This window comes from Streptomyces sp. NPDC006463 (assembly GCF_042870715.1).
Lineage (GTDB): Bacteria > Actinomycetota > Actinomycetes > Streptomycetales > Streptomycetaceae > Streptomyces.
This window is the reverse complement of record NZ_JBIAHP010000028.1, coordinates 1-19,775: the sequence shown is the minus strand read 5'-3', so window position 1 is coordinate 19,775 and position 19,775 is coordinate 1. Positions and strand designations below refer to the sequence as shown.

Genomic DNA, 19,775 nt, shown 5'->3' with positions numbered 1-19,775 from the left:
GCCCCGGTGCTGCGGTTCCGGTGGTCCGTACGAGGGGGTGGGGGTGGGTCTGTGGGTTTGGGGGGTGGGTGGGGGTGGGGAGCGTGCGTAGGGTGGGCGGTGAGGCCGCATAGTGCCGTTGACCTGGTGCTTTGCGGGGAGTGAGCTCGCATAGGGATGGGGCGGCGCGGATGCGTGAGCTGGTGGAGACGGCGCGGCAGTGGGTGGCCGAGGGGCGGGCGGGGTATCTGGCCCGGCCCGTGACCGAGCAGGGGTTCGGACCGCGGGATCCGGCCGGGGCGTTGCTCGTCGACGCGCGCGGGGAGTGCGTCGGGGCCCTGTACCGGGGCGTCTTCGACGCCGAGCTGGCCGCCGAGGCAGGGGCCATGGCGGCCGGGACCACCGCGCGGGTGTGCGAGGTGTCCGTGCGCGCGGCGGAGGCCGCGGAGGCGAAGCTGACCTGCGGCGGGCAGGCCGAGGTGCTGCTGCAGCCGCTGACGGCGATCCCGGCCGAGTGGTGGGAGCTGCTCGGCGAGGGGGCGGGGGTGGCGTTGGTGACCCGGTTGAACGAGGCCGCCGATCAGGCCGTCAGTGAGGTCGTACGGGCCACGGACACCCCGCGGGACGATGCCGGGCGGCGGGCCGGGGAACTGCTGGGCACCCGGCGGCCCGGGCGGGACGCGCTGTACGGGGAGACCGGCCTGGTGCTCGTCGAGGCGTACCCGTCGGCCCCGTACGTGGTCATCGGCGGCGGCGGCGAGCTCGCCGGGATCATCGAGCGGCAGGCCGCCCTGCTGGGCTGGGACACGCGGCTGGTGGACTCCGCGGCGGACGCCGCGAAGGTGCTCGCGGACCACCGGGACGCCGCCTGCCTGGTCATGCTCAGCCATGAGCCGGACTTCGACGTCCCGACGCTGCGCAAGGCGCTGGAGCTGCGGATCCCCTACGTCGGGGCGCTGGGGTCGCGGCGGACCACGACGCGGCGCCGGGAAGGGCTGATCGCCGCCGGGGTGAGCGAGGCCCGGCTGGCCCTGGTGCACGGGCCGATCGGGCTGGACCTGGGCGCGAAGACGCCGCCCGAGACGGCCCTGGCCATCTGCGCGGAGATCCTCGGGGTGCTGAGCGGCCGGGCGACCCCGGCGCTGCGTGACTCCGACAGCCCGCTGAGGGGATGAACCGGCCCGCCAGGCGGATTCGCCCTGGGGTTCGCGCCCGGGCGGACTCGCTCCGGCGGAAAAGGAGTTGATGGGGGGCGCGGCGGCTGGCACGCTCCCCCGCATGACCTTCGTAGATGGAAAGGCGGGCTCCGCCGGGCGCCTGTGAGCGCCCGGGAGTTCGCGTACGAGTACGCAGACGAGTACGAGCGCGTGCGCGAGGCGTGCGCGCTGCGGGACGAGTGGCTGGCGTACGGGCTGAGCGCCCGGCCGGCCGAGCGGGCGGACGCCGAGGACGCGGTCGGGGAGATCTACCGACTGCTCGGTGAGGCTCCGCCGCGCTTCGAATGGGTGGCCTCCCCCGCCGCCGCCCTTGATGCCGTACGGGACGAACCCGGCTTCCGGGCCGGGTCGTTGCGGCATGCCGATCGGCCGCAGAGCGCCCGGGCCTCGCCGTTGCCGGAGCGGCTCGCCCGCATGGAGTCCGCTCTGCGGCACCGGCTGGGCGAGGCCGTGACCGAGCCGTGGACGCCACCCTGGTCGCACCGCGGGCCGCTGCCGCCCGGGACTGCCGCCGAGGAGGCGGTGGCCGCCGGATTGCCGGTGCAGCGGGTGCTGCGCACCGCGGTGAGGGACGCGCTGAAGGCCTCGGTCGCTGACGCCGTGAGGGCCGCCGTGCGCCATCGCGTGGGGTCCGTGTCCGGGCTGATGACCTGGTACGGGCAGCACGACGCGCACTGGGTCGGCTATTACGACGTCTGCGCGCGGGTCGGGGCCGCCCGGTACCGGTCCCGGGACGCCGCCGAACTGCGCCTGTGGGCGCGGCTCGCCCGCGCCACCGGGTGGTGGTGGGCGGCGCCGGGGCGGTGCGTGATGGCCGAGCGGCCCACCGTCGTGCGCACGGAGCCGGCTCCCCCGGCGGTGAACGGGGAGATCCGGCTGCACCGGGACGACGGGCCCGCCGTGCGGTTCGCGGACGGCAGCACGGTGCACGCGCTGCACGGGACCGTGGTGCCGCAGTGGGTGGTGACCGGGCCGACCGTCGAACGGATCCACGCCGAGCCCAACATCGAGGTGCGCCGCAGCGCCATCGAGCGCATCGGCTGGGGAGCGTACGTGGAACAGGCCGGGCTGGAACTCGTCGGGACGGCCGACGATCCCGGCAATCCCGGGTTCCGGCTGAGCCTGTACGACGTACCGGCCGGGGTGTGGGGGCGGCCCGGGCGACTGCTGCTCACCGTCAACGGCTCCGTGGAGCCGGACGGCCTGCGGCGGCGCTACGGGCTCGGGGTCCCCGCCCATCTCGACGATCCGCTCGACGCGGCCGGCTGGACGTACGGCGTGAGCGGGCAGCAGTACGCACAACTCGTGCGCAGGACATGACGGTTCACGACGAGGAGGAAAGGGTGATGCATGTGGTGACGCTCGGGGAACTGACGGAACGGACCGGGCTCGACGTGCTGGAGCACCTCGCGCGCGAGATGGCGGTTCCGGTGGTCGACGGGATGCAGGCGCAGGGCGACCTGCTGCTGGTGCCGATGGGGATGCTGGGGCATGTGGGTCTGGGGCGCAGTTGGTCCCCCGATCCGAGGTGGCAGGACGTACCGCCCGAGGGGATCGAGCTGCTGCGCAGCACGGCGGGCGGGAACCCGCACACGTTGGTCGCCGATCCGCAGCAGTGCCGTTGGACGGACGACGTCACGGACCCGACCGGGCTGGCGATCGGCGCGCTGGAGGCGACCGCGATCGCCTACCTGATCCACCCGGAGCACGGCGCCACGGGCATCGCGCCCGGGCGCTACCTGGTGCGGCGGCAGCGGGAGCGGGCGCTGGGAGCGGCGCCGGGCCGGCTGCGGTCCCAGCTGTTCCGCGGGGGGAACCAGTTCGTCTGCGACTGACCGGGACCGGCCGGCCTCAGTACGGACTGGGACCGGCCGGCCTCAGCACTGACCCGGGACCGGCCGGCCTCAGTAAGACCGGCCGGCCTCAGTCGCCCAGGGCGCGCTTGAGCTGCGCCTTGTTCATGTCCGACCGCCCGTGGACGTTGCGGCGCCGGGCCTCCGCGTAGAGCTGGTCGTACGTGGGGCCCTGCGCGCCGGAGTGGGAGCGCAGGCCGCCGCGCCGGGACGAGGACATGTCCTCCAGGGATTCCTTGCTCGCGGTCTTGGATTCGCCGGCCCGGGCGCGTTCCTTGTTGACCGTCCTGGCGGCGATCTCCTCGGCCTTCTTCTCGGACTCGCCGCGCTGCTCGACGCTCTCCTTGATGTGCTCGTACTGGCGTTCGCGCTTGGGGGAAGATCCGCGGGGCATGACCGGCCTCCTTCTCCGCTCGGGCTTCCACAGGGGGGCGCGTACCCCGCATGGCGCAAGGTATCCCCTACCGAACAGCGCATTTAGTGCCGAAATGCGGGAAAATGGGCTTCATGGACATGATCCTGAGCGTGGACACGACCTTGACCGACATCGCATGGTTCGCGGTCGTCGGGATAGCCGTCGTCGGCTTCCTTCTCGCCGGCTTCAAGCTGGGCCAGCGGGTCCGGGCGAAGGAGCCCCCGCCGCCCACTCCCGAGAGCCAGCCCCACCTGCCGAACGGCGGAGCCGTACACGAGGTCCGCGAGGAGCGGGACCCGGTGGAGATCCCCGAGGGCGGCCTGAGACCGCACGAGATGCAGGGCTACGGGAACTTCGGCTCCACGACCTCCGGCCACCCGGACGACGTCCGGGCGGAACGCGAGTCCGGCTACAAGCGCGTGGAAGGCCCTGGTCCGCATCCACAGCCCGGGGCTCCCCCGAACGCGGGTCGCGGCGCCCACAGCTGACAGCCTCACCTCACCCATCCTCTGAACCGCGCCTCCCGCGCGGTTCAGAGGTCTGTCCGCAGCCGCAGCACCTCCGGCGGCGGGTGCCGGGCCGAGGCGTGGCGGACCTCCGCGGTCAGCGGCGGGTCCAGCGGGCGGTAGGGAATCTCGCCGAGGCCGATAGCGGTGACGGTCGCCCCGGGCCCGGCCGCCTGCGCGCGGTCGGCCACGGCCGCCGCCACCTCCGCCCGCAGGGCCGCCGTCAGCGGGCTCGACACCGTCGGGGTCTCGTCCCCGACCGGCAGCACGAGCACCAGGGCGAGCGGGCGGCGCGGGGTGCCGGTGTAGCCGACCACCGCCGCGTCGCGGACGTCCGTGTGCCGCAGCTTCTGCCAGCCGCGCCGCCCGGCCGGGTAGGTCTGGTCGAGCCGCTTGATGACCAGACCCTCGACACCGCTGGCGGGCAGGGTCTCGTACCAGGTGGCGGCCAGTTCCGGGTCGGTCGTCATGGGCACCGGCTGCAGCGGCGGCCCGAGCGGCAGCAGCAGGTCGACCAGGAGCGCGCGACGGCGCTCGTACGGACGCCCGCGCAGGTCGAGCCCGGCCAGTTCCAGTACGTCGAAGGCGGCGTACGAGGCCGGCAGGCTCTGGGCCAGTACGGCGGCCCGCGCGGGCGTGGCCGCCGCCCGCCGCTGCACCAGCGCGAAGTCCGTCCGGCCCGCGTGCCAGACCACCACCTCGCCGTCCAGGACCGTTCCGGCGGGCAACTGGGTCGCGGCCGCGGCCAGATCGGGGAAGGCGCTCGTCACGATCCGGCCGGAGCGCGCCTGCAGCACCACGTCCGCCTCGGAGCGCACGACGACCAGGCGGTGCCCGTCGAACTTCGGCTCGTACGCCAGGCCCGCCCCGCGCGGCAGGGTCCGTACGGCGGCGGCCAGCGCGACCAGGATCACGGCCCGCCTCCCCGCACTCCGGGCAGCCGGCCAGCCAGGGCGGGGTTGAGCATCGGGCCGAAGATGTCCCCGTCGCGCTCCAGCCGCGGCCCGATGTCGTCGGCGAGGAAGACCAGGTCGGCGGGGGTCCGGCAGGCCGCCACCTCCTCCCAGGACACCGGCGCGGACACGGTCGGGCGGGCCCTCGCGCGCAGCGTGTAGGGGGCGGCGGTGGTCTTGGCGGCGGCGTTCTGGCTGTGGTCGACGAAGACCTTGCCGGGGCGCAGGGCCTTGGCCATGCGGTGGACGATCAGGTCGGGGTGCTGGCGCTCGGCCTCCTGGGCGAGGAGCTTCGCGTACGCCGACACCTGCGCGGACGGGGTCGGCTCCAGGGGCACGGCCAGGTGCATGCCCTTGGAGCCGGAGGTCTTGGCGTAGGCGTGCAGGCCGTCGACGGCGAGCCGGTCGCGCAGCCAGAGCGCGGCGGCGCAGCACTCGACGACGGAGGCGGGCGCGCCGGGGTCGAGGTCGAGGACCATCCGGTCGGCGACCGCGGGGGCGCCGGCGGGCCACTGGGGGGTGTGGAACTCCACGACGAGGTTGGCGGACCACATGAGGGTGGCCATGTCCGCGACGACCACCTGTTCGGCGGAGAGGTCCTCGGAACGGGGGACGGGCGTGGTCTTCACCCAGGCGGGCGTGCCGGGCGGCGGGTTCTTGGTGAAGAAGAGCTGGCCGTCCGGACCGTCGGGATAGCGCAGGAAGGACACCGGCCGGTCGTGGATGTGGGCGAGGAGGGAGCCCGCGACGGTGGCGTAGTAGTGGAGCACCTCGCCTTTGGTGAAGCCGGTCTCCGGATACAGGACCTTGTCGAGGTTGCTGAGCGTGATGCGACGGCCCTCCACCAATGTGATCGGCGTCATACGATGAGACTGCCACGAATCAGGAGGAACCGTGCGATCCATTTGGAATGGGGCGATCTCCTTCGGCCTGGTCAGCATCCCGATCAAGCTCGTGAACGCCACCGAGAGCCACTCGATCTCCTTCCGGCAGATCCATCTCGCCGACGGCGGGCGGATCCGCTACCGCAAGGTGTGCGAGCTGGACGGCGAGGAGGTGCCGGGCGCCGAGATCGGCAAGGGGTACGAGGAGGCCGACGGGTCGGTCATCCCGATCACCGATGAGGACCTGGGGCAGCTGCCGATCGCGACGGCCAGGACGATCGAGATCATGTCGTTCGTACCGGCGGAGGAGATCGATCCCCTGCAGATGGACGCGGCGTACTACCTCGCGGCGAACGGGGCGACGGCGGCGAAGCCCTACACGCTGCTGCGGGAGGCCCTGAAGCGGAGCCGGAAGGTCGCGATCGCCAAGTACGCGCTGCGCGGGCGGGAGCGGCTGGGCATGCTGCGGGTCGTCGACGACGTGATCGCGATGCACGGGCTGCTGTGGCCGGACGAGATCCGGGCGCCGGAGGGAGTGGCGCCGGAGGCGGACGTGTCCGTACGGGAGGCCGAACTCGACCTGGCGGACGCGCTGATGGCGACGCTCGGCGAGGTGGAGATGTCCTCGCTGCACGACGACTACCGGGACGCCGTGGAGGCGATGATCGCGGCGAAGGCGGGTGGGGCGTTCGAGCCGGCCGAGGCCGTCGTGGAACCGGCCGGGGGCAAGGTGATCGATCTGATGGCGGCGCTGGAGAAGAGCGTGAAGGAGGCCAAGGCCTCGCGGGGCGAGAGTGCCGCGGCCGGCGCCGGGGGGGAGGCCGAGGTGACGCCGATCCGGCGCAAGGCGGCGGCCGCCGCGCCGAAGTCGGTGGGCGGGAAGAAGTCGACGGCGGCTTCGGCGAAGAAGACGGCCTCCGGCGCGACGAAGAAGACCACGGGCGCCGCCAAGGCCACGAAGACGACGAAGTCGGCAGCCAAGACCGCCAAGGCCGCCAAGACGGCCAAGACGGCCAAGTCGACGGCGACCAAGTCCACTTCGGCGGCCGCGAAGAAGACGGCTGCGGCCACGAAGAAGGCGGCTCCCCGGAAGCGGGCCTCCGCCTGACCGGGCAGGGGCCGGGCGGGGCCCTGCGTCGCTACCCTCACCCGGCCACCCGGCGCCCCCGGCTTCCCGGCCTCAGCCGCCGACGCCGACGCCGCCAATGCCTATCCCGCCGATGCCGCCGGTGCCGCGGCCGGACCTGCCCAGCCACGTTCTCGCGTCGCGGGCGAGCGTGAACAGGGCCTCGATGTCCGGGGGTTTGAGGGCGACCTCGGATCCGCTGAGGTCCGCGGCGGCCGTCGGGGGCTGCAGGATCCGGATGTCGCGGACGGTGGGGGCCACCTCGACGCGGGAGGCGTCGGCCACCGCCAGGGCGGGGGTGACCTGGGCCGTCAGGGCGAGGGTGGCGCGGGCCGCCGCGCGACGGGCCCAGCGCGGGTCCGGGCGGGGTTCCGCGCGGCCGACCGTGACCAGCAGGTCTCCGACCACCGCACGCTGGCGGCGGCCCGGGACCGAACGGACGCAGAAGATCCCCGGCGGCCCGATGAGCAGGTGGTCGATGCGTCCCGTTCCCGGGAGCGGGACGCAGTGCAGGATCCGCCAGCCCTGCGCCTCCAGGACGTCGCAGACGTCGCCCATCCGCTGCTGGGCCGCCAGGTCCTGGCGCAGCCGGTGCCGGGTCCGGCTGCCCGCCGGGCCGTGTTCCAGCTCCCCCAGCAGGGCCTCGCCGGGGCGGTTGGGAGCCAGGTCCGCGTCCGGCGGGAGGGCGAGGCCGGCCAGGTCGGCGGCCGTGGGTACGGGGGGCGGCCCGATGGAGACCGTGCCGCTGAGGTAGGGCCGTAACACCGCCAGGACCGCCTCCCGATGGTCGTCCGCGAGTACGCTGATCCGGTTCGCCTGCCGGTCGTACCAGGCCACCGCCCGCCCGTCGGGCAGGTTGACGTACAGCCGGCCGCGGCCGGGCCGGCCGCTCGGCAGTACCTTGAGTCCCCTCATCGCCCTCACCCCCGCGCTCCATGGGAGCAGCCGGGACGCCGCACGGCAATCCCCCGGTTGTGTAACGACTCCGACGTGACCCTGCGACACCGCTGTTACACGAACGGGGCGATGCCGCAACGGCCGCCCCCTAAGTTGGTCGCACCTGGACCCGCCAGGCTCTGAACAGCACCGAAGGGCTTCCCGTGAGCACCGTCAGCCGCCGCACTACCGTTCGCGCCGCCGCCGTGACCGCATGCGCCGGAAGTCTGCTGGCGCTGCCCACCGCCTCCGCTCTGGCCGAGGGTGTGCCCGCGGCCTCGGCAGCGCACTCCGCGGGCCCGCGGGGGGTTCTGGTCAAGAGCCTCGCCCTCGCGGACGGCACCTCCACGGCGAAGGTCTACCGCATCGCCGACGGCGCGTACCAGGCGGACATCCTGACCGCCGAGGGCTACAAGGCCACCACCCTGACCAGCCGTGACGGCGCCACGGGCTTCGGCGGCGCCGGGGAACTGCACGCCTCGCTGGATTCCGACGGGCGGCTGACGTCCTGGGTCGGCGGCGCTCCCGCCGGGGCCGTAGCGCACGCCGTCGGCGGCGAGGGCCACAAGACGGGCACTCGCAGCGGGCAGGTCGTCCCCGCGTCGGCGCCGAAGGGGGCTGGCGGCGGCAGCGAGGCCGTGGCGGCCGGCCCGGCCGGGGTGCGGCGCCTGAACACCCTGGCCGACGGACCCGGCGAGGGCGTGCTGCTGCTCGCCGCGGGCGGCGGTATCGCGGCCGTCGGCGCCGCCGGGCTCGGCTTCGCGATGCTGCGGCGCGGGCGGACCGAGAGCTGAGGCGGGGCGCCGTCCGCAGGCCGGGGAAAGCCGCAAGCGAAAAGGGCATACCTCTGCATAGGGTTGACGAGATCGATCTCGCACCGCGCGGACAGGAGGACGTCGGGGTCCGTGAAAACGCTTTCCTTCCGCTCGTCCACCGCCACCGCCTCCGCCGCACCGGCACTCACGGTGCTCGCCCTGGTGACCCTGCTGGCGGGGTGCGGCGACGGCGGCGACCTGGCCGGCGCGGGCAGGGCGCCGACCGCGAGCGGGCCCGTACATCTCTGGCCCGACCGTCAGGGCGCCGTCGTACCGCCGGCCGATCCGGGCGGCGCCCCGCCCGAGTACGTCAAGGGGATCCCGCCCGTCCGGGGCCAGGACGTGCACGGCATCGACCCGGTGGCCATCGTCCAGGCGGAGCTGCGGGCCCATCCGAAGGCGGACGTCGGCGCGGACGGGATGCCTCCCGGGACCGCGGCCGCGATCAAGGACTGCGGCACGCAGGACGCGGAACCCGAGGCGTGCCCGGTGCTGGCACCGTACTACCGGGACCTCACGGGCAACGGCAAGGACGAGCTGATCGTCGGCATCGAGTTCCCGGACAAGATGATGTCGGTACGGGTGTACACGGCGGACGAGCACGGCCGGCTCAACCGGATCATGGCGACCACGCAGACCGTCATCGCGGTGGACCTGGCCGGGCGTGACGTGATCCTTCGCGCGCCCAGCGGGAACAACGGCTACGAGCTGATCACCGCCTGGTCCTGGGACGAGAAGCAGCTCACCATGCTGCCGACGCGCGAGCAGATCGTACGGGTGCCGGGCAGTCCGCAGGGCCCGGCGAGTCCGTCCGGGCCGGGCACGGGCGGGCAGGGCACGCCGTGAGGCCCCGGCTGCCCGCCTGGACGGCGACGCTGACCTGGAAGGCGGCGTGCTTCATCGTGGTGATGTGCTGCTCGCTGGCGGCCGCGCTGGGGGCACTCGTACACGTCGAGGTGACCCGCCAGACCGTGGCCGCGGCGCGCGAGAAGACGCTCGCCAAGCTGCACGACGCCTCGCAGGCGTACGAGGCCGGCGAGGCGCTGCCGCCGGAGTCGGGGCTGGATCCCGTAGGGCTGCCGCCGCAGTTGCGGGCGCTGGCGGTCAGCGGGTACCGCGGGACGGTCCTGGCCGACCACCGGGGCCGACCGACGATGTGGGCGGCGGCGCCGGCGGACGGGCGGGCGCTGGCCACCGTCGTCGACTACGAGCAGAGCGCGCGCACGATCAACGGGCTGGACAACGCGATCATCGGGTCGTCGGTCCTGGCGATCGGCGGGACGCTGCTGGTCGGCGCGTTCGCGGTGACGCGGGTGACGCGGCGGCTGCACCAGACGGCGACGGTGGCCCGGCAGATCACGCAGGGCGACCTGGACGCACGGGTGGGCGATCCCCGCACGAAGGACCCCTCACGGCACCAGGACGAGGTGGCGACGGTGGCCGGGGCGCTGGACACGATGGCGGCGACCCTGCAGGCGAAGCTGGAGGGCGAGCGGCGGTTCACGGCGGACGTGGCACATGAGCTGCGTACGCCGCTGACCGGGTTGCAGGCGGCGTCGGAGCTGTTGCCGGAGGGGCGGCCGACGGAGCTGGTGCGGGAGCGGGTGCGGACGATGCGGCAGCTGACGGAGGACCTGCTGGAGATCTCGCGGCTGGACTCGGGCAGCGAGGCGGTGGAGACCGATCTGCACCAGCTGGGGCGGCTGGCTGGGCGGGTGGTGCGGGCGTCGGGGACGCGGACGGAGGTCGTGGTCGTCCGGGACGCGCACGTGGAGACGGACCGGCGGAGGCTGGAGCGGGTGCTCGGGAACCTGGTGGCCAACGCGCACAAGCACGGGCGGGAGCCGGTGGTCCTGACGGTGGACGGGCCGGTGGTGACGGTACGGGACCACGGGGACGGGTTCCCCGACTACCTGCTGGCGCACGGTCCGCAGCGGTTCCGCACCGGGGGGAAGTCGAAGGGGCACGGACTGGGCCTGACGATCGCCGCAGGGCAGGCGGAGGCGATCGGGGCACGGCTGGAGTTCCGGCGGGCGGAGGGGGGCGGGGCGCTGGCGGTGCTGTCGCTTCCGGACGCGTAGGAGTCGTGGACGAGTGGGGCGGACACCCGCACGGTGCCCGCCCCCGCGCGGCGGGAAGCGGTGGCGGCGCCCCGGAGGCGCAGCGGCTACGGGCGGGGGGACTTGGTCCAGGGCCAGCGGACCTTGGGTTTCTGGCCCGAGGGGGCGAAGGTGTACTTCCAGCCCTTCTGGAGGCCCAGGCGCTTGGAGTAGCCCGCCGGGACGCGCTCGTACAGGAGGACCGTCGGGGCTCCGCCGTCGGCTGCCGGGACCGGGATCTCGTACCACTTCGGGGGGTGTCCGGTCGGGCCGAGGAGGATCGGGAGGACCCGGCCGTCCATCGGGCCGCCCTCGAAGGGGGTCGGTTCGCTTTTCACCCCACCAGTGTCACAGCAGGTGGGCGGCCTCGGAGACCACCGGGATGACGCGGCGGGCCAGGACGCCGACCGGGCCGTCCGCCGATTCCAGGGCCAGGGCGGCGCGGGCCGCGGCGGCCGTCTCCGGGTCCGTGGCCGCGGTGGCGGTCAGCAGCGCGATGAACTGGTCCACCAGCCAGTCCCGCAGGGAGTCGACCTCCGGCTGCTTGCCCTCGTCGATCCAGATGAGGGAGGCGGCCTCGACGGCCGTGATCCACGTGCGGACCATCATGCGCAGCCGCGGCCCGGGGGCGGGCACGGACAGGTGGAAGAGGATCTGTTCGGCCGCCGCGCGGCGGATGCCGTCGACCGTCGCGGTGGTGCGCGAGGTCTCCACGACGCTGCCGCCCTGGAGGAGGGCCGCGAAGCCGGCGTCGTGTTCGTCGACGAAGGCCAGGTACCGGTCCAGGGCCCGGGTGAGCCGCTGGGTCAGGGGGCCTTCCTGGGGTTCCGCGAAGCACAGTTCGAGGACGTCCGCCGCCGAGCGCAGGGCGGCCTCGTAGAGCTGCTGCTTGCCGCCCGGGAAGTACCGGTAGACGAGGGGGCGCGAGACCCCGGCCGCCTCGGCGACGTCGTCGAGCGAGACCTCCTCCGGCGCCCGGTGCGCGAACAACGACAGGGCGGCGTCGAGGAGTTGGGCTCGCCGCTCCTCGACGCTCAGTCTGCGGTAGGCGCGTACGGTCATGCCCGCAGCGTAGACGACCTTCCTACGCCAGGAGGCCCGAGCTCTTCCACAGCCGGCGGCCGGCGCCGCGCAGGACGCCGATGTCGTCCAGGAAATCGGTGAGCCGCTTGGCGCCGGTCTGCATGACCTCGCGGCGGTGGCCGCTCGCCTTGACCTGGGCGACGGCTTCGCGGCGGTCCAGGCCGATGTTCTCGTAGACGGCCGGGTTGACGAAGGCGAGGGAGAAGACGCGGGCCGCCTCGCCGCAGCTGATCCGGGTGAGTTCCTGTTCCCAGCGCGGGGCCGTCAGCATCTGGCGGCGCAGTTCCTCGCGGGCGTACCGGACGTGCCGGGCCTCCTCGATGACGTGGATGCGGGTCACGCCGCGGACGAGGGGCTGGACGCGCTCGTCCGGGAAGGTCAGGCGCTGCATCCAGTCGAGGATCTCCTCGCCGAGGAGGGTGCAGGCGAAGGAGCCGGGGGTGGTGGAGACCGTCTTGAGGATGCGGGCGAGGTTGTGGTTGACGCGGGAGACCGGGTACGCCGGGGCGCCGGCCTTCTGGATCATGCGGGCGAACATCATCGAGTGGCGGCACTCGTCGGCGATCTCGGTGAGCGCGTAGCGCACGTGGTTGCTGGTCAGGGACTTGTCGTAGATGTGGCGGACGAGGAGCTGCATGAGGATGATCTCGAACCAGATGCCGAGCGAGCCGAGCGCCGCCGCCTCGTGGCGGGAGAGGTCGATGCGCTGCTCCTCGCCCATCTTCTTCCAGAGCGGGGTGTCGTAGAGGGACAGCAGCTCCGGGGGCCAGTAGTACTTGCCCTCGACCATCGGGGCGTCCCAGTCGAGTTCCTTGTCGGGGTCGAAGGAGTGCTTGGCGGAGGATTCGAGCAGCCGTTCGGCGATCTGCTCGCGGTCCTTGAGCAGGCCGAGTGCGTCCCTCAGCGCGGTTCGATCGGTCACGGTCGTCATGGCTTCGGATACCTCGCTCGTTGGGTTACCGGCGGTCATTGCTTATGAGACTGCCTGTCAGCAAGGTCGTCAATCCCTCGCGCACGACTTGTTGACCGCGCGTCTACCAACGTGTGACGCTGCCAACTGTCCAGTCCTGTACGCAAGTACGTGAGGCGAGGAGGCGTCAATGTCGACGCACGAGCTCTACACCAAGGACCCTGGCGAGGGCGTCTGGCAGGTCCCCGCCACCGGCTCGGCCCGCTTCAGCTGGGAGGCCATGTATGTCGGCCAAGAGAACGGCTCGGGCCGCGAGCGGCTCCTCGCGCTCTACCAGAAGGGCAAGGACAAGCAGTGGGACGGCGCCAAGCGCATCTCCTGGGACATCGAGGTGGACCCGTACGACCCGCTGGGCGCCCCGGACGAGGCACTGACGCTGTACGGGACGCGGCACTGGGCCAAGCTCACCGAGCAGGACAAGGGCGAGCTGCGCCGGCACTACGCCTCCTGGCAGTTCAGCCAGTTCCTGCACGGTGAACAGGGCGCGATGGTGTGCGCGGCGCGCATCGTGGAGTCGGTGCCGGACCTCGACGCGAAGTTCTACTCCGCCACGCAGACCATGGACGAGGCCCGGCACGCCGAGATCTTCGGGCGCTTCCTGCACGAGAAGGTCGGGATGCTGTACCCGATCAACAACAGCCTCCAGGGGCTGCTGGGCGACACCCTGCGCGACTCCCGCTGGGACATGCCCTACCTGGGCATGCAGGTGCTCATCGAGGGGCTGGCGCTGGCCGCCTTCGGGATGATCCGCGACACGACCGACAAGCCGCTGCCGAAGCAGATCCTGGCGTACGTGATGCAGGACGAGGCGCGGCACGTGGCCTTCGGGCGGATGGCGCTGCGGGATTACTACAAGCAGCTCACCGACGCCGAACTGCGCGAGCGCGAGGAGTTCGTGATCGAGGGCTGCTACCTGATGCGGGACCGGCTGCGCGGGGTGGAGGTGCTGGAGAACTTCGGCATCCCGAAGAAGGAGGCGGAGCAGTTCAGCGAGCAGTCGGAGTTCCTGGCACTCTTCCGCAAGCTGCTGTTCAGCCGGATCGTGCCCTGCGTGAAGGACATCGGGCTGTGGGGCGAGCGGCTGCAGAAGGCGTACCTAGAGATGGGCGTCTTCGAGATGGGCGACTCGAATCTGGACCTGCTGATGCGCGAGGACGAGGAGATCGCCGAGGCCCTCGACCGCGAGCGGTTCGCGGCCGAGGAATCGGAGCGGGTGGCGGAGGTCGCGGCCGCGATTGCCGACGGGGCCGCCTAAGGGCTGTCCCGAAATCCCCAGGGGGGTCGGCGCACGGCGTCGGATGCGGTGCATCGCAAGGCGGAGGGGCGCCCCCATACTGGGCGTGTTCGGGCGTTCCGACAACGCGGCGAGATCAAGTTAGGGCCTGACCGCCGCTTCCTCCGGAGGTCCACCCCCGCTTCAGCGCTCGGACAGCGCCGCCTCCATCACCGCCCGCGCGATCGGCGCGGCGGCCAGGTTCCCGCTGATGTCGCCTCGGTCCGCCGCCGCGTCCTCGACCACCACCGCCACCGCGACCCCCGGCAGCGGCGCCCCGTCGGCCTTGGCCCAGGAGATGAACCACGCGTACGGGGTCCCCGCGTTGCCCACGCCGTGCTGCGCGGTGCCGGTCTTGCCGCCCACCACCGCGCCCGGGATCGCCGCGTTCTTCCCCGTCCCGTTCTCCACCACCTTCACCATCAGCTCCTGCAGCCGCAGCGCGGTGGCCGGATTCATGGCCCGGCCCAGGCTGCGCCGGTCGCCGCGCCGCACCGGCGATCCGTCGTCCTGCGTCGTCCGCTCCACCAGGTACGGGAGCTTCAGCTCCCCGCCCCCCGCGACCGCCGCCGCCACCATCGCCATCTGCAGCGGCGTCGCCCTCGTGTTGAACTGCCCGATCGAGGACAGGGCCAGCTGGTCCTGGCTCATGTCGGTGTCGAAGTTCGACCGGGACACCCACGAAGGCACCCGCAGCCCGCCGCCGTTGAAGCCGAACCGCTCCGCCGCCGCCACCATCCGGCGCAGCCCGACCCGCACTCCGATCTTCGCCATCACCGTGTTGCAGGACCACTGCACCGCCTCCGCCATCGAGGCGTCCTGGCAGCCCGTGGCCGCGTTCGGCAGCAGGGTCTTGGTACCCGGCAGCGGGTACGGGTCGGGGGTCTGGGTCGGGGCGTCCACATCGGAGACCACGCCCGCGTCGAGGGCGGCCGCCGCCGTCACGATCTTGAAGGTGGAGCCGGGCGGGTAGGTCTCGCGCAGCGCCCGGTTGAGCATCGGCCGGGCCGGGTCCGCGTTCAGCTGGGCCCAGGCCTCCTTGACCCGCGCGCCCGTACCGGAGAGCACGGAGGGATCGTACGAAGGGCTGCTGACCAGCGCGAGGATCTTCCCGGTGGCCGGCTCCACGGCGGCCACCGCGCCGCGCTTGCCCGCGAGCCCGGCGTACGCGGCCTGCTGCACGCCCGCCCGGATGGTGATAACCGCGTTACCGCCGGCCGGACGGCCGCGGGCGAGGTCGTACCAGAGGGGGAACGCCGAGAGCCCGGGGTCGGTGCCCGAGAGGATCGCGTCCTCGGCGCGCTCGACGAAGCTGGTCCCGTACGTCTGCGAGGAGAAACCGGTGACGGGCGCGTACAGCGGGCCGTTCGCGTACGTCCGCTCGTAGCGCAGCAGTTGGCCGCTGTCGCGGGAGCCGGTGACGGGACGCCCGTCGACCAGGATGTTCCCGCGCGGCTGCGCGTAGCGCTCGATGGCGGAGCGCTTGTTGGCCGGGTTCGCCCCGTAGGCGGCGGCCTCCCAGACCTGCACGCGCCCGATGTTGACCAGCAGGGCGACGAGCAAGAGGGCGCAGAAGTACGCGCACCAGCGGATGTAGCGGATCACGCGGCGGCCTCCGGGCGGGCGCTCTGCGGGCCCGCGGCCTGCTGCGCGGGGCGCGGTCTGCGCGCGCTGTCGCTGAGCCGGACCAGCAGGGCGACGATGATCCAGTTCGTGACGACGGAGGAGCCGCCCTGGGCGAGGAAGGGCATGGCCATGCCGGTCAGCGGGATGAGCCCGGTGACTCCGCCCGCGATGACGAACACCTGGAGCGCGACGATCGAGGCGAGACCGGTGGCGAGCAGCCGGCCGAAGGGGTCGCGCAGCACGAGCCCGGCGCGGAAGCCGCGGGCGACGAGGAGCCCGTAGAGGAGCAGGATCGCGGCGAGGCCGACGAGGCCGAGCTCCTCGCCGGCGGTGGCGAGGATGAAGTCGGACTTGGCGGCGAAGCCGATGAGGAAGGACTGGCCGTGGCCGAGCCCGGCGCCGAGCAGGCCGCCGGCGGCGAAGGCGAAGAGGGACTGGGCGAGCTGACCGGGGCCCTCGCCGCGCTCGATGGACGCGAAGGGGTTCAGCCAGTCGTCCACGCGACTGTTCACGTGCGGTTCGAAGGTCCCGACGGCGTACGCGCCGAGGGCGGCGAGCAGCAGCCCGATCGCGATCCAGCCGATCCGGCCGGTGGCGGTGAACAGCATGATCACGAACAGTCCGAAGAAGAGCAGCGAGGTCCCGAGGTCGCGCTCCAGGACCAGCACGCCGACGCTGAGCAGCCAGATCGTGAGGATCGGGCCGAGGACTCGGCCGGGAAGCAGGCGCAGCTTCCAGAAGAGGCGGCGGCCGGTGAGGGCGAGGGCGGTGCGGTTCGCGGCGAGGTAGGAGGCGAAGAAGACGGCGAGCAGGATCTTGGCGAACTCCCCCGGCTGGAAGGAGAGTCCGCCGAAACGGATCCAGATGTGGGCGCCGTTGACCGCCGGGAAGAAGACGGGGACGAGCATCAGCCCGAGGGCGGCGGTGACGGAGAGGTACGCGTAGCGCTGGAGCGTGCGGTGGTCGCGCAGCGCCGCGACGACGAGGACGAAGAGCCCCATCCCGAGGGCGGACCAGAGGAGTTGGTCGTCGGCGGTGAGGTGGGTGGGGGTGGTCGCGTCGAGGCGCTGGATCAGGACGAGGCCGAGTCCGTTGAGCAGTACGGCGATCGGCAGCACGAGGGGGTCGGCGTACGGGGCGCGCAGGCGTACGGCGACATGCGCGAGCAGGGCGGCCGCGGCGAGGCCGCCGGCGTAGTGCGCGGCGGGGCGCGGGATGTGGCCGGTGGTGGCGAGGCCGACGTAGAGGTGGCCGAGGACGGAGATCAGGACGGCGCCGGCGAGGAGCGTCAGCTCGACGCCACGGCGCCCCGGGGCGCGGGCGTCGGGGGGCGGGGGCGGGGCGGGCTCCGCCACCTCTGCCGTCAGAGCGGTCATACGCGAAACGTAGCAAGCAGCCGGATGATATGTCCGCTTATGCCCTAGTGTGCCGAGGAGTCATCGCAAACGGTCGGAAGCGGAGCCGAGCCTTATGGGACCTGTGGAATTCATCGTCCTCGCCTTCCCGGAGGAGCAGCTTCGGGTGCCGGCGGTCGAGGCCGTGATGGGGCTGCGCAAGACCGGGGTGGTCCGGCTGATCGACGGGCTCGTGGTCACGAGGACGGCGGCGGGGGAGGTCCTGGCCGCCGAGTTCGACGAGTTCGTGGAGCTACGGGGCCTGCTGACGGGCCGGGACGTGGCACGGCTGATCGGGCCGGAGGACGTACAGGAGTCGGCGGGGCTGCTGGAGCGCGGGAGCTGCGCACTGCTGCTGGTGGTCGAACACCTGTGGGCCGAGGACGCGGCGATCGCCGTACGGGCGGCGGGCGGCCGGATCGTGGGTTCGGTCCGCATCCCGGCGGACCGGATCCCGTCCGATCCCCGGATGGGCGTGGCCTGATGTTCATCCGGCCGGTGGGAGCGACGGTACGCTCCGCGGACCGCCCGGCGGGCCGCCCGCTGCTGCGGGGCCTGCTGGCGCGCGCGATGGGCGCGACGGAGGGCACGGTGAGGGCGGACGAGCCACGGCACGGGGTCCGCTGGACACCGGCGGGGGCGGTGGAGCCGGTGGAGGCGGTGGAGGCGGTGGAGGCGGAGCCGGAACCGGAGGCGTGGGAGCCGGAGCGGGTGGAGGAGCAGGTGGAGCCGGAGCGGGAGCCGGAGGCCGGTCCCCCGGTGGGTACGCCCCCGGGGGGACCCACTCCCCCGGCGGGCCTGGTGGCGGAGCTACGGCAACTGGCCGACCTGACCAGGGAAGGCCTGCTGACCCCGGAGGAGTTCACGGCGGCCAAGAGCCGGCTCCTGCGCGGCTGACGGCACAGGGGCCCGCATCACGCGGCCGGGTCCTCCCGGGCGCGGCGTTCCGATCCGACGGCCGCGGCGCCGGCGCACACGGCGGCGGCCAACGCGAAGCCGAGCACGGCCGGGTTGACGTAGCCGGGTACGGACTCGGCGGCGTACCGCCCGCCGCCCGTCGTCTCGCAGACGAAGCGGAGGGGCACGTAGTCCACGGTGTAGTCGACGACCGTCAGCGCCCGCTCCCACTGACCCGGCGTCCGACAGGGCCGGAGCGGCGAGGAATCGGTGCCGCCGTCTTCCGCGTCCACCACCGCACCGGCTACGTGCAGCAGGCCCCAGGTGTAGAAGGCGGCGGCGACACCGGCCAGGAGAGCGGCGAGGCCCCGCTGCCACACCGGCGGTCCGGTACGCCGCCGCCCGATCCGGCCGAGGGTGACGAGGCCGTAGCCGAAGAACCCGAAGGCCGCGACCAGCCCGGCCGGAATGAGCAGCAGAAGCAGGAGCGCCATCCGCCGAGTCCACCAAGCCGGAATCACACCGGCTATGACGGAGCCCACAGTTCCGGCAACAGGGCGGTCACAGTGGGGGTGGGGGCGGTCGGTGGCTTCGGGGGGCGGGACCTCAGCCGGGCGGCATCAGGGAGGCGGGCAGTGACTTCGGGGGGCGGGGGGCCTTAACCGGGCGGCATCGCGGACGTGGCCCGGTGGCTTCGGCGGGCTGCTGCCCTTGGGCGGGATCAGAGAAGGGCTGGAGGTTTCCCGTCCGTCCCATCGTCTTCCGGGCCGGGCCGGTCCCTCAAGGGCGCTCCTTCGTCGCGTCGCTGCGCGATGGCCTTCGGCCACCCTTGACCGACCGGCCCGACCCGGAAACTTCGAGGACAGACGGGAACCCCCCAAAAGAACGGTCACGGGGGACAGGAGCGAATCGGGGTCATCAGGGACGCGGGTGCCCGTTTCCCCGGCCCAGCCCACACCAAGCAGCGCCCAGAAGCCCATCAGAGTCGGCCAGGCGGCCAGGCGCCTCAGATCGCTACGCGCTCCTCACCTCTCAGCGTCCGACGGCCGTCCGGGGCCGGACATAAGCCGCCCACGATCCCCGCCTACGTCTCCGAGCATGCGACTGCGGGTCGTTTGTCCCTATTTGGCGGCGAGTTGAGGGTTAGTGGATCACTTCCCGGAGTGAGAGCCCGAAAAATCCGGCACCGCACTCCAACAGACCGGATTCCCACCCACCAGACCGGATTCCGCGCCCACGACCGCCCGCAGACGACCGCCGGCGCCCCCGATCTCGCGCCGATGGGGCGCTTCCGGCGGCCCGCAGACGCCAGCCAAGCGCGCCCACACGCACACTCCGAGGCGGCCCATGCCCAGCCACATGCCGAGCCGGTCGCCGCCCGCCCACCCCCAGCTGCGTAGCAATCGGTGGCGGCCTATTCCCAGCCCCGGACGGGCGCCGGACGCCGAGACATGAGGAGCGCGTAGCGATTGGGGGCGCCCCCCGACCCAGATGCGCTTCTGGGCGCTGCCCGGTGCGGATAGGGCCGTGGCCGCGCCCCCGACCCTGGCCGGGCTCGGTGATGCGGCCTGGCTGACCCCTCGGGGAACGGGCACCCGCATCCCTGATGGGCCCGCATGGCCTCTCGGACACCGGTGACCGTTCTTTTGGGGGCTTCCCGTCTGTCCTCGAAGTTTCCGGGTCGGGCCGGTCGGTCAAGGGTGGCCGAAGGCCATCGCGCAGCGACGCGACCGGAGGGAGCGCCCTTGA

At 73.0% G+C, this 19,775-nt stretch carries 21 protein-coding genes; 11 read left to right on the top strand and 10 right to left on the bottom strand.

Annotation, left to right across the window (positions count from 1 at the left end; genetic code table 11):
• Positions 1–170: 170 nt before the first annotated feature.
• From ACFYOB_RS35310 to ACFYOB_RS35300, 3 genes are all read left to right on the top strand, one after another.
• The gene (locus tag ACFYOB_RS35310) at positions 171–1,154 is read left to right on the top strand and encodes an XdhC family protein (protein WP_388567415.1); all 984 of its coding nucleotides are present in this window, start codon (positions 171–173) and stop codon (positions 1,152–1,154) included.
• Positions 1,155–1,298: 144 nt separating this feature from the next.
• Positions 1,299–2,516 carry a DUF6745 domain-containing protein gene (locus ACFYOB_RS35305; protein ID WP_388567413.1) on the top strand — a complete coding sequence of 406 codons (1,218 nt, stop codon included), beginning with the start codon at positions 1,299–1,301 and terminating at the stop codon, positions 2,514–2,516.
• A 26-nt stretch (positions 2,517–2,542) separates the two neighbouring features.
• A complete protein-coding gene (locus ACFYOB_RS35300; protein WP_388567410.1) occupies positions 2,543–3,031 on the top strand; it encodes a hypothetical protein in 489 nt (162 codons plus the stop codon).
• Positions 3,032–3,119: 88 nt separating this feature from the next.
• Here the strand turns inward: ACFYOB_RS35300 and ACFYOB_RS35295 are convergent, their stop codons facing one another.
• Positions 3,120–3,443, bottom strand: a complete 324-nt coding sequence (locus tag ACFYOB_RS35295; protein ID WP_388567407.1) for a plasmid stabilization protein — start codon at positions 3,441–3,443, stop codon at positions 3,120–3,122.
• A 113-nt stretch (positions 3,444–3,556) separates the two neighbouring features.
• On the opposite strand from ACFYOB_RS35295, the gene ACFYOB_RS35290 reads away from it, so the two are divergent.
• Positions 3,557–3,952, top strand: coding sequence for a DUF6479 family protein (locus ACFYOB_RS35290; protein WP_388567404.1), 396 nt, complete (start codon positions 3,557–3,559; stop codon positions 3,950–3,952).
• A gap of 44 nt (positions 3,953–3,996) precedes the next feature.
• Here ACFYOB_RS35290 and ACFYOB_RS35285 read toward each other — a convergent pair whose 3' ends face one another.
• Positions 3,997–4,881, bottom strand: coding sequence for an ATP-dependent DNA ligase (locus tag ACFYOB_RS35285; protein ID WP_388567533.1), 885 nt, complete (start codon positions 4,879–4,881; stop codon positions 3,997–3,999).
• Positions 4,881–5,786 (bottom strand): non-homologous end-joining DNA ligase, encoded by a 906-nt coding sequence (gene ligD / locus ACFYOB_RS35280; protein ID WP_388567402.1) that lies wholly within the window; start codon positions 5,784–5,786, stop codon positions 4,881–4,883. The genes ACFYOB_RS35285 and ligD overlap by 1 nt, the downstream gene beginning before the upstream one ends.
• 31 nt (positions 5,787–5,817) lie before the next feature.
• Here ligD and ACFYOB_RS35275 point away from each other — a divergent pair, with 31 nt between their 5' ends.
• Positions 5,818–6,915, top strand: a complete 1,098-nt coding sequence (locus ACFYOB_RS35275; RefSeq protein ID WP_388567399.1) for a Ku protein — start codon at positions 5,818–5,820, stop codon at positions 6,913–6,915.
• A gap of 72 nt (positions 6,916–6,987) precedes the next feature.
• On the opposite strand, the gene ACFYOB_RS35270 is transcribed toward ACFYOB_RS35275, so the two are convergent.
• Entirely contained in the window at positions 6,988–7,848 is an 861-nt protein-coding gene (locus tag ACFYOB_RS35270) for a nuclease-related domain-containing protein (RefSeq protein ID WP_388567396.1), read from the bottom strand.
• Positions 7,849–8,033: 185 nt separating this feature from the next.
• On the opposite strand from ACFYOB_RS35270, the gene ACFYOB_RS35265 reads away from it, so the two are divergent.
• The 3 genes from ACFYOB_RS35265 to ACFYOB_RS35255 all read left to right on the top strand — a co-directional run bounded on the left by ACFYOB_RS35265 (position 8,034) and on the right by ACFYOB_RS35255 (position 10,765).
• Positions 8,034–8,663: a hypothetical protein gene (locus ACFYOB_RS35265; protein ID WP_388567393.1), complete on the top strand. Its 630-nt coding sequence runs from the start codon at positions 8,034–8,036 to the stop codon at positions 8,661–8,663.
• Between the two features lie 111 nt (positions 8,664–8,774).
• Complete coding sequence (locus ACFYOB_RS35260; protein ID WP_388567390.1) at positions 8,775–9,530, top strand: hypothetical protein; 756 nt, start codon at positions 8,775–8,777, stop codon at positions 9,528–9,530.
• Positions 9,527–10,765 (top strand): ATP-binding protein, encoded by a 1,239-nt coding sequence (locus tag ACFYOB_RS35255; protein ID WP_388567388.1) that lies wholly within the window; start codon positions 9,527–9,529, stop codon positions 10,763–10,765. Before ACFYOB_RS35260 ends, ACFYOB_RS35255 begins: the two co-directional genes overlap by 4 nt.
• A gap of 86 nt (positions 10,766–10,851) precedes the next feature.
• Here the strand turns inward: ACFYOB_RS35255 and ACFYOB_RS35250 are convergent, their stop codons facing one another.
• The 3 genes from ACFYOB_RS35250 to ACFYOB_RS35240 are packed head-to-tail and all read right to left on the bottom strand — an operon-like array spanning position 10,852 to position 12,797.
• Positions 10,852–11,121 (bottom strand): hypothetical protein, encoded by a 270-nt coding sequence (locus tag ACFYOB_RS35250; protein ID WP_388567385.1) that lies wholly within the window; start codon positions 11,119–11,121, stop codon positions 10,852–10,854.
• Positions 11,122–11,131: 10 nt separating this feature from the next.
• On the bottom strand, positions 11,132–11,845 hold the full coding sequence (locus ACFYOB_RS35245) for a TetR/AcrR family transcriptional regulator (RefSeq protein WP_388567383.1): 714 nt from the start codon (positions 11,843–11,845) through the stop codon (positions 11,132–11,134).
• Between the two features lie 22 nt (positions 11,846–11,867).
• The gene (locus ACFYOB_RS35240; protein ID WP_388567381.1) at positions 11,868–12,797 is read right to left on the bottom strand and encodes a diiron oxygenase; all 930 of its coding nucleotides are present in this window, start codon (positions 12,795–12,797) and stop codon (positions 11,868–11,870) included.
• Positions 12,798–12,966: 169 nt separating this feature from the next.
• On the opposite strand from ACFYOB_RS35240, the gene ACFYOB_RS35235 reads away from it, so the two are divergent.
• Positions 12,967–14,091 (top strand): ferritin-like domain-containing protein, encoded by a 1,125-nt coding sequence (locus ACFYOB_RS35235; RefSeq protein ID WP_388567378.1) that lies wholly within the window; start codon positions 12,967–12,969, stop codon positions 14,089–14,091.
• A gap of 162 nt (positions 14,092–14,253) precedes the next feature.
• Here ACFYOB_RS35235 and ACFYOB_RS35230 read toward each other — a convergent pair whose 3' ends face one another.
• Positions 14,254–15,714, bottom strand: coding sequence for a penicillin-binding transpeptidase domain-containing protein (locus tag ACFYOB_RS35230; protein WP_388567375.1), 1,461 nt, complete (start codon positions 15,712–15,714; stop codon positions 14,254–14,256).
• A complete protein-coding gene (locus ACFYOB_RS35225; protein WP_388567372.1) occupies positions 15,711–17,111 on the bottom strand; it encodes an FtsW/RodA/SpoVE family cell cycle protein in 1,401 nt (466 codons plus the stop codon). Before ACFYOB_RS35225 ends, ACFYOB_RS35230 begins: the two co-directional genes overlap by 4 nt.
• Positions 17,112–17,205: 94 nt before the next feature.
• On the opposite strand from ACFYOB_RS35225, the gene ACFYOB_RS35220 reads away from it, so the two are divergent.
• Both ACFYOB_RS35220 and ACFYOB_RS35215 read left to right on the top strand, forming a co-directional pair.
• Positions 17,206–17,613 (top strand): DUF6325 family protein, encoded by a 408-nt coding sequence (locus tag ACFYOB_RS35220; RefSeq protein WP_388567370.1) that lies wholly within the window; start codon positions 17,206–17,208, stop codon positions 17,611–17,613.
• Positions 17,614–17,627: 14 nt separating this feature from the next.
• On the top strand, positions 17,628–18,026 hold the full coding sequence (locus ACFYOB_RS35215; protein ID WP_388567368.1) for a hypothetical protein: 399 nt from the start codon (positions 17,628–17,630) through the stop codon (positions 18,024–18,026).
• 17 nt (positions 18,027–18,043) lie between these two features.
• Here ACFYOB_RS35215 and ACFYOB_RS35210 read toward each other — a convergent pair whose 3' ends face one another.
• Positions 18,044–18,520: a hypothetical protein gene (locus tag ACFYOB_RS35210; RefSeq protein WP_388567366.1), complete on the bottom strand. Its 477-nt coding sequence runs from the start codon at positions 18,518–18,520 to the stop codon at positions 18,044–18,046.
• Positions 18,521–19,775: the final 1,255 nt, after the last annotated feature.